The organism is Rossellomorea vietnamensis, from assembly GCF_001305855.1.
Lineage (GTDB): Bacteria > Bacillota > Bacilli > Bacillales > Bacillaceae_B > Rossellomorea > Rossellomorea vietnamensis_A.
Genome location: NZ_LIXZ01000011.1, coordinates 104284 through 113687 on the forward strand (window position 1 = coordinate 104284; position 9404 = coordinate 113687).

General features: G+C 43.8%; 5 protein-coding genes and 1 riboswitch. Of the genes, 1 reads left to right on the top strand and 4 read right to left on the bottom strand.

Annotation, left to right across the window (positions count from 1 at the left end; translation table 11 throughout):
* Window positions 1-136: 136 nt before the first annotated feature.
* From metH to AM506_RS14660, 4 genes are read right to left on the bottom strand one after another with little or no spacing between them, the layout of a single operon-like run.
* Entirely contained in the window at window positions 137-3583 is a 3447-nt protein-coding gene (metH, locus tag AM506_RS14645; protein WP_060673223.1) for a methionine synthase, read from the bottom strand.
* Window positions 3564-5414, bottom strand: a complete 1851-nt coding sequence (locus AM506_RS14650; RefSeq protein WP_060673224.1) for a bifunctional homocysteine S-methyltransferase/methylenetetrahydrofolate reductase — start codon at window positions 5412-5414, stop codon at window positions 3564-3566. The genes metH and AM506_RS14650 overlap by 20 nt, the downstream gene beginning before the upstream one ends.
* A gap of 16 nt (window positions 5415-5430) precedes the next feature.
* Window positions 5431-6615, bottom strand: coding sequence for a cystathionine beta-lyase (metC, locus tag AM506_RS14655; protein ID WP_060673225.1), 1185 nt, complete (start codon window positions 6613-6615; stop codon window positions 5431-5433).
* On the bottom strand, window positions 6608-7732 hold the full coding sequence (locus tag AM506_RS14660) for a methionine biosynthesis PLP-dependent protein (RefSeq protein WP_060673226.1): 1125 nt from the start codon (window positions 7730-7732) through the stop codon (window positions 6608-6610). Before AM506_RS14660 ends, metC begins: the two co-directional genes overlap by 8 nt.
* Before the next feature lie 92 nt (window positions 7733-7824).
* A riboswitch (SAM riboswitch) is annotated at window positions 7825-7934 on the bottom strand.
* Between the two features lie 306 nt (window positions 7935-8240).
* Between AM506_RS14660 and AM506_RS14665 the strand changes: the two genes are divergently transcribed.
* Window positions 8241-9374: an alcohol dehydrogenase catalytic domain-containing protein gene (locus tag AM506_RS14665; RefSeq protein WP_060673227.1), complete on the top strand. Its 1134-nt coding sequence runs from the start codon at window positions 8241-8243 to the stop codon at window positions 9372-9374.
* Window positions 9375-9404: the final 30 nt, after the last annotated feature.

Here is a 9404-nt window from a genome sequence, read left to right on the forward strand (position 1 = left end):
TCTAACGTTACGTTCTGCCATTGCCAAAATCCCCGTCATTACTTTGAATAGTCGACTATTGCAAGAACTTACCAAGCTTAAAATTAATTACAAAAAGGCAACTCCGTTTTTGGAAGTTGCCTTTTTAATAATGTGATCACAATACATTAAAATATCTTGCTTCCGGATGAGCGAAGACCATTGCAGTTACCGACGCCTCGGGTTCCATCATACATCCGTCTGTTAGTTGGATCCCGATTTTTTCAGGTTGGATAAGCTTAAACAGCTTTTTCTGATCCTCAAGTTCGGGACACGCAGGATACCCAAATGAAAAACGTTGACCCTGATAATGGGTACGGAAACGGTCCTGCATCGTAAAGTCTACGGGATCAGGAAAACCCCATCTGCTTCTCATCATTTCATGAACTCTTTCAGCCAGTCCTTCTGCTGTTTCCAAGGCAATAGCCTGCAATGCGTGACTTTCCAGGAACCTCCCTTCTTCTTTTAACTCCCTGGCCCACTGCCTGATCTTCACGCCGGCCGTTACGGCAAAGAATCCGACATAATCCATTTCCCCACTTTCAACCGTTTTCAAATAATCAGCTAAACACAGATGCTGATTCCCCGATTGTCTTGGAAAGTGAAAGCGCTCCATTTCTGAAGATGGATCTTCCGGGTGATAAATAACGATATCATCACCATCTGACTGGGCAGGAAAGAATTGATACCGGGCAGATGCATGGATCATTCCTTCCCTTTTTGCTTTTTGGAACAACTCATCCGTCACGGCTTTCAGGCCGATTGTTCGTTCGTCCCCTTCTTCCAACAATCTAGAAATCTTTCCTTTAATTCCTAAATGATGGCCAAGAAGCATTTGCTGATTGATATAGGGCTGGATTTGATCCAGTGAAAATTCTTTTATAGTATGTGGAATCAAGTCTGGCGGAACATGAACCTTTACACCAGTCGATACGGCGGAACGAGCTTTCACAGCAACGGATGATCTGTCTCGATTAGACGATTCGTCACGAATTACGATCCTGCTTTGTTTCTCACGGCTTTCCTCTTCCAGTTGAAGCCTTGTTTCTTCATGTTGAATTCCATTCATAATACTTAATCCATCCATTGCATCCTTTGCATAAAGGACCAGCCCGCCGTATTCCCTGCCGATTTTGTTTGTAGTGAACTTTCGGGTAAGGGCTGCACCTCCTACTACAAGAGGAACTGAAATATCGGCCTGCTTTAAATCTTGAGCAGTAATGACCATTTGTTGGGCAGACTTCACGAGGAGTCCGGACAAACCTACGATATCTGGCTTCTCTTCCCGTATGACTCCGATCAGTTCCTGAGGTGTTACTTTAATGCCCAAATCAATCACATTGTATCCGTTATTACTAAGGATAATATCCACGAGATTCTTACCGATATCATGTACATCTCCCTTAACCGTAGCTAAGACTACCTTGCCTTTCGAAGATGAACTTTCCGTTTGTTCCATATGTGGTTCCAAATGGGCAACGGAGGCTTTCATGACTTCGGCACTCTGTAATACTTCCGCTACAATCAGCTGGTTATCATTAAATAATCTACCTACTTCACTCATTCCTGCCATAAGGGGACCATTGATGATATCAAGGGGAGCGTCATATTTCTCCAATGCGATATTTAAATCGGCAATCAGCCCTTCCTTCGTCCCTTCCACCACATAATGGGCCAGTCTCTCTTCTAGAGTCATAGTGTTGACGGGTACTTTTACTTCTTTCTTTTTCCCCCTGTAAAATGCCGTAAATTCTGCAAGGGTTTCATCCGTCGTCTCAAATAATAGTTTCTCAGCCATTCGGACTTCTTCTTGAGGAATAGAGGCAAAGCGCTCTAACTTTTCCGTGTTGACTATGGCATAGTCAAGCCCCGCCTTTGTACAATGATAAAGATACACAGCATTAAGTACTTCTCTTCCGACAGGAGGCAGCCCGAATGAAACATTACTGACTCCCAGTATGTGAGGGCAGTCCGGCAAGGCTTCTTTAATCCTCTTTATTCCTTCCACGGTGCTATTGGCTGACCCTATATATTGCTGATCCCCCGTACCTACCGGGAATACGAGAGGGTCAAAGATGATGTCTTCAGAAGCAATCCCGTATTTCTCTGTTAAGAGTCTATGGGAACGAAGGGCAATGTCCACCTTTCGCTCTACTGACACACCCATTCCCTTTTCATCAATCGTCCCGACCACCACTGCCGCTCCGTAGGCTTTCATCAGTTTAGCGACCTTCTCAAATCTTTCTTCCCCGTCTTCCAGATTAATTGAATTAATGATCACTTTCCCTTGAGAAAATTTCAAAGCTGCCTCAAGCACCTTCTCATCCGTTGAATCGATGACAAGTGGTACTTTCACTTTCTTCACAACTTCCTGAATAAAGACATTCATGTCCTCTACTTCTTCACGATCGGGGTCGGCAAGGCAGATGTCGATTACCTGAGCCCCATTTTTCACTTGTGCCCTTGCAATCTCTGACGCTTCCTCTATCTTATTTTCTGCAATCAATCGTTTGAATTTCCGGGAACCGATGACATTCGTCCGTTCTCCGACCAGAATCGGTCTTCTGTCTTCATCTTCATAGATGAAGGCTTCAATTCCCGAGACCGCATGGGGATGAGATTCTTTCGGTTTACGAGGCGGGAATCCCTTCACCACCTCTGAAAGGGCACGAATATGCTCCGGTGTCGTTCCACAGCACCCCCCAACAAGATTCAGCCAGCCTTTCTCTGCAAATCCTTTCATCTTTACACTGAGTGAATCAGCTGTCTCATTATAATTCCCTTCTTCATCAGGGAGTCCGGCATTTGGATAACAGCTTACATAGGTAGTGGCTAAATCCGATAATGTACGGATATGGTCACGCATAAATTCTGGGCCAGTTGCGCAGTTCAGGCCTACGACCAAAGGGTTTAAATGTTCAAGGGATAAATAAAATGAGTCGATTGTTTGCCCGGCGAGTGTGGTGCCCATTGGCTCAATGGTTCCGGATAACAAAATCGGTATTTCCTTCCCTCTGGATTCGAAGGCTTCTCGAATTCCGAGGTTCGCTGCTTTTACATTTAAAGCATCCTGACTTGTTTCAAGTAACAGTACATCAACACCTCCATCGAGAAGGCCCTCTGCTTGAACACGGTAGTTGTCTGCTAGTTCGTCAAAGCTTACTCCCCCAGTTACGGATAAGGTTTTCGTAGTGGGACCAAGCGATCCTGCAACGAATCTTGGCCATTCGGAAGTCGAGACATCTTCTACTGCTTTCCTGGCAATTTCAGCGGCTACTTTGTTGATTTCATATGCTTTATGCCCTAAATCATATTCGTCCAGTACGATGGGGGTTGCGCCAAATGTATTTGTTTCAACCATATCAGCACCCGCTTTTAAATATTCCAAATGGATTTGATAGATTACCTCCGGCGCTGTCAATACAAGGTTTTCATTACACCCTTCAAGTTCCTCTCCTCCGAAATCCTCCGGGGATAAGTTCGCTTGTTGAAGCATCGTCCCCATTGCTCCATCAAGTACGAGTATTTTTTTTCTAAGCTGTTCTTCAAACAATGTGATGGCCATAGGGAACCTCTCTTTCTATGTTGGTTTTCTCCTGTAAATGATGAATCAGTTCAATGCTCATATCAAATCGAACAAAAGGTGTGATGAGATAAATGCCATTAAACAGTTCTATGGCAGTATCCAGTAAGTCTTTGGCTATCTCCATTCCGACTGATCTGGCAGTGACAGGATCATTTCCAGCTTCTTTCATTCTACGTCTCGTCTCTTCCGGCACGTTGATTCCGGGCACTTCATGATGGAGAAATTCTGCATTTCTTGAGCTGATCAACGGCATGATTCCGATGAAGACCGGAACATCCAGATGCTTTGTCGCTTCATGTACTCGAATCAGCTGTTCCTTCCCAAAGATCGGTTGAGAAATGAAATAGTCGGCTCCGGCTTTCTTTTTCTTTTCAAGCCTTTTTACAGAGGCGTCTAAATGACGGAAGTTAGGATTAAAGGCTGCCCCTACTGAAAATTGAGTGTGTTCCCGGAGTGATTTACCGGAAAACGATATCCCCTCATTGTTCTGTTTAATGAGTTCAATGAGTTCCAGGGAAGAAAGATCATATACGGATGCAGCACCGGGAAAATCCCCGATTTTGGCTGGATCACCGGTTATCGCTAATAGATTGTGGATCCCTAATGTGTGTAAGCCCATTAAATGGGATTGAAGTCCGATCAAGTTTCGATCACGGCAAGTGATGTGAACGAGAGGTGTAAGATCGTATTTCGACTTCACCAGGCTCCCGATCGCGTCATTACTGATTCGCGGCGATGCCAACGGATTGTCTGCAAGGGTTAGCGCGTCAATGCCTGCTTCCTTTAGTGCAGCCGCTCCTTGGAAGAACAGTTTCGTGTCGAGATGCTTTGGTGGATCGAGTTCAACGATGATCGTTTTCTTCTCTCTTACCTGCTCATGCAGCAAACTTCCACTGATGGATGGTGATGATAACTGAACTACTTTTTTCTTTTTTACCTCTTTTTCTATTACAGGTTCCCTGCTTTTCAACCGGGAAGCTACAGAACGAATATGATCGGGGGTGGTTCCACAACACCCCCCAATGATTCTAGCACCCTGGAGCCGTAATTCATTACTGATATCCCCAAAGTAATCAGGCTCAGCAGAGTAATAGAATCGGCCTTCTTCATAGTTTGGGAGACTCGCGTTCGGATAAACGGATAGAAATGCCCTTTTCGGTAAGGGTACTTCTTCTAATGAATTGACCATATGAAATGGTCCCATCCTGCAATTGATGCCAACAACATCGGCCCCCAGTAACTCCAATTGCTGAAGAGCGTCTTTAAGTTCCATTCCATTTTGAAGGACTCCCGTTTCATGCAGGGAAACTTGGGCTATGACAGGAATATCGGCTTCCCGTTTGGCAATGTTCAGCACGGTGGTCAGTTCCTCGAAATCATAATAGGTTTCTAACAGAATGCCATCGACGCCTTCTAATAATAAACAGTAAAGCTGTTCCCTAAAGCTCCTCTTGATCTCTTCCAGTGACACATTTTGTTTAATGCCCCTGATTCCACCGATGGTCCCGAGAATATAAGTGCTTTCACCTGCTGCTTTTCTAGCGAGACGAACTGCAGCTGTATTTATTTCTTTAACGGAATCCTCCAGTCCGTATCTCGATAGCTTTTGATAATTGGCCCCATACGTATTGGTCTGGATAATATCTGCTCCTGCATCGATATACTCTTGATGGACTTTCAACACTTCATTTGGGTGAGAAAGATTCAGTTCTTCAAAGCATCTGTCCACTCCATATGAATACAACAATGTTCCGATTGCTCCATCTGCAATCAAGATTCTCTCTTTCAATGCTTCCAGCAACGGCTTCATGAGACTCCCTCCTACTTTACAAATTTATCACGTTGTTTCGATTGATTTTTTGTATACTATCCAAACCGTTTTGGAGATCCTTTATTAATTCATCCACGTTTTCAAGACCGACGGATAAGCGCAGTAATCCATCTGTAATCCCTCTTCTTTCCCTTTCGACTTTAGGCATAGATGCATGTGACATTCTTGATGGATAGGATAGGATCGATTCAACCGCTCCTAAACTGACGGCGAATACGGGAATGTTTACATGTTTGATGAGCTGCTTCACTTCCGCTTCCCCTTTTAACCGGAAGGAAAGAACCGCTCCGGGACCCTCTGCTTGCCGGACTTGAATTTCACGACCGGGATGATAGCTTAAGCCCGGGTAATACACTTCTTCCACTTCCTTTCTACCTTCTAAGAAGCTTGCAATCTTATAAGCCGATTCTGACGATTCCTTCAATCGAACGTGCAGTGTTTTCAGTCCTCTTAAGAGCAGCCAGCAATCCTGTACCCCAAGCACCGCCCCAAAGGAATTTTGCAGAAAAGCAAGTTTCCCCGCAATCTCTTCATTTCCAGTCACCGCAAGACCCGCTAAGACGTCACTATGACCGGCAAGAAACTTCGTCGCACTGTGCAGGACAACATCCACCCCGAGACTGATTGGCCTTTGCAGCAGTGGCGTCATGAATGTATTATCTAGAAATGTTAAACAGTCATTTGCCTTGGCGAGCTTCACGACCCCTTCAATATCAGTAATATTCAATAACGGGTTCGAAGGGGTTTCCATATAAATCACCTTCGTATTGTGCTTAATTGCACAAGCCACTTCATGCAAGTCCTTCATATTCACAAAGGTGTATTCTATTCCAAACTTAGTAAGGACCTCTGTGATCATCCTATAGGTCCCCCCGTAGACTTCCTCCGAGACGAGAACGTGATCGCCACTCGATAATAAAAGAAAACTTGTGGAGATCGCCGCCATACCGGATGAAAAGGCAAAACCCCTTACCCCGCCTTCTAATTCCGCAATCGTTTCTTCGACAGTTTCCCTCGTTGGATTGCCTGAGCGGCTGTAGTCGTACGTTCCGTATTGATCAAAATCCTGCTGATGAAAAGTTGTGGCATGATGAATCGGTGTAGAAACAGCACCTGTCTCTTTATCAAATCCGTGGGAATGAATGAGTGACGTCTGAAGTGAAAATGGTTTTTTACTCATACGTGGACACCTCTTCTTCAAATTGATGAAAAACATTCTCCAAGTCTTCAATCAGGTCATCAATAAATTCAATTCCTACAGAGAACCTGAGCAGTCTGTTGCAGATACCAAGTCTTTTCCGCTCTTCTTCAGGAATATCGGCATGGGTCTGGGTGGCTGGATAAGTGATAAAGCTCTCTACTCCTCCTAAACTTTCAGCAAACGTAATGACTTTCAGATGTTTAAGGAAGGGACCGACCCATTCTTCCTTTGCTATCCGAAATGAAAGCATGCCTCCTTTACCTGGATATAAGACGTCCGTTACACAATCATGCCCTTCAAGATATTGAGCTAATTCTTTTGCATTTTTTTCATGCTGAGCCATTCTGAGACTAAGGGTTTTCATCCCTCTTATTAAGAGCCAACAATCAAAAGGTGCCAGAACTGCCCCGATTGAATTTTGGATCGTATAGATCCTTTCAGCCAATTCTTCTGTGTTTACGACGACAACCCCGGCCAGAACGTCATTATGGCCCCCTAAGTATTTGGTGGCGCTGTGAATAACCAGGTCCGCTCCCTCTTTAAGCGGTTTTTGCAGGACAGGTGTGTAAAAGGTATTATCTACGATCAAGAGCAATCCATGTCTCTTTGAAATACCGGCAACCTCAGAAATACTTGTTTCATTCATCAAAGGATTGGTTGGTGTTTCAAGAAAAACAGCCTTGGTTCCCTCCGATATTTTCTCTTCTATGGATCCTGTATCACTTGTATCAACGAAATGAAATTTGATATTATATTGGGCTTCATACTGAACAAATAAGCGGTAGCTTCCTCCGTAAAGGTCCTTCGATACAATCAATTCATCGCCACTTGAGAATAAACTCAGGATTGCCTGAATCGCAGCCATTCCCGAACTGAATGCAAATCCGCTGTGCCCCTCTTCCAATTGAGCAAGAGTTTCTTCGAGGGTAGACCTGGTTGGATTTCCTGTTCTCGTATAATCATAACCGGTTGATTCACCGATCCCTTTATGTTCATATGCTGTCGAAAGATGAATGGGCAGGCTGACGGCACCTGTAGCAGGATCCCTCCGAGTGCCTGCATGGACAAGCAAAGTATTAATATGTTTTTTCAACATTCTTCTCTCCTTTTCTCTCAATGAAAACGAAAAGGGAATAAACAAAAAAACCTTCTTAATGAAAATAAGAAGGTTTTGTACGTTCGTTCTCCCTCTTATCGTCCAAGTTGATATCAACTTGCTGGAATTAGCACCATACCTAAAACGTTGGCTGGTTGCTGAGGTGTCTTCGGGCCAGTCCCTCTACCTCTCTTGATAAGAAACAATATGAATTTGTAAAGTGCTTTCCCATAACTTATAACAAACAGAGAAGACTGTCAATGAAAAGTAAGAATTTTAAATTTATTTTTTCATTTATCTAAATCCCCCTGTTTCCGGACGCTTAAATAAATAGTGGTAATTAAATCCAATTAATAATTGATGGAACACTGTTCAAACAAGATTTTCTAATAAGACTTCCTCATCGGTTTATTGAGTTTTTCAAAATTGGGACGACTTGATGTTTAGCTCACTCCAAAAGAGTTTAAACACATAGAAGAATCTTACAAAATTTACAGGAGTGATGATCGTGAAGGGTGTTACGTTTCAAGGAAAAGAAAAGATGGTCGTGAAAGAAGTAGCAAATCCAACCATTCAGGTAAATACTGACATCATCGTAAAGATTACGGCAAGCGGAATTTGCGGTTCTGATTTACATTTATACAAGGGAGGAATCGAACCAGAACAAGATTATGTTGTGGGACATGAACCGATGGGTATCGTCGAAGAGGTCGGATCGGAAGTGAAGACGCTTAAAAAAGGGGATCGCGTGGTTATTCCTTTTAATATTGGCTGTGGGAAGTGTTTTTTCTGTGAGAACCAAATGGAAAGTCAATGTGATGAGTCCAATCCCCATGGAGAAGTGGGCGGTCTTTTCGGATTCACTGAGATGAATGGTGGATATCCGGGGGGGCAAGCGGAGTATCTGCGGGTGCCATATGCAGACTTCACGTCGTTTAAAGTCCCTGAATCAAGTCAGCTGGAGGATGAAAGTGTTCTCTTCCTTTCCGATGTAATACCCACTGCTTACTGGAGCGTAGAAAACAGTGGTGTTAAAAAAGGCGATACGGTCATTGTGTTAGGTAGCGGCCCAATTGGATTGATGGCCCAGAAATTCGCTAAATTGAAAGGCGCCGAAAGAGTCATCGCAGTAGACCAGGTAGATCATAGACTTGCACATGCTAAACGTACCAATCAAGCAGAGATATTTAACTTTCAAAATCATAACGATATCGGGTCGCTCCTGCATGAAGAAACAAAAGGGGGCGCTGATGTTGTGATCGACTGTGTGGGAATGGATGGGACCGTTCAGCCAAATGAATCGTTCGGTTCAGACTTTGATAATCAATTTGGGACAATAAGTCCGATCAAGACAGCCTCAGAAGCGGTTCGGAAGTTCGGAACTGTTCAATTGACGGGTGTATATGCAACTGAAGCAAATCGATTTCCCTTAGGGGACTTTTTCAGCCGGAATGTTTCCATTAAGATGGGGCAAGCTCCCGTGATTCATCTTATGCCAAAATTATACGATATGATTGAAGAGAAGCAATTTGACCCTACCGACATCATCACTCATACCTTTTCAATTGAAGAAGCGGCAAAAGGGTATGACATTTTCGATAAGAAGTCCGATGGAAATATTAAAGTAATCCTTAAGCCTTAAAAAAGTGAGAAGAAAGCCGCATCCTGACAG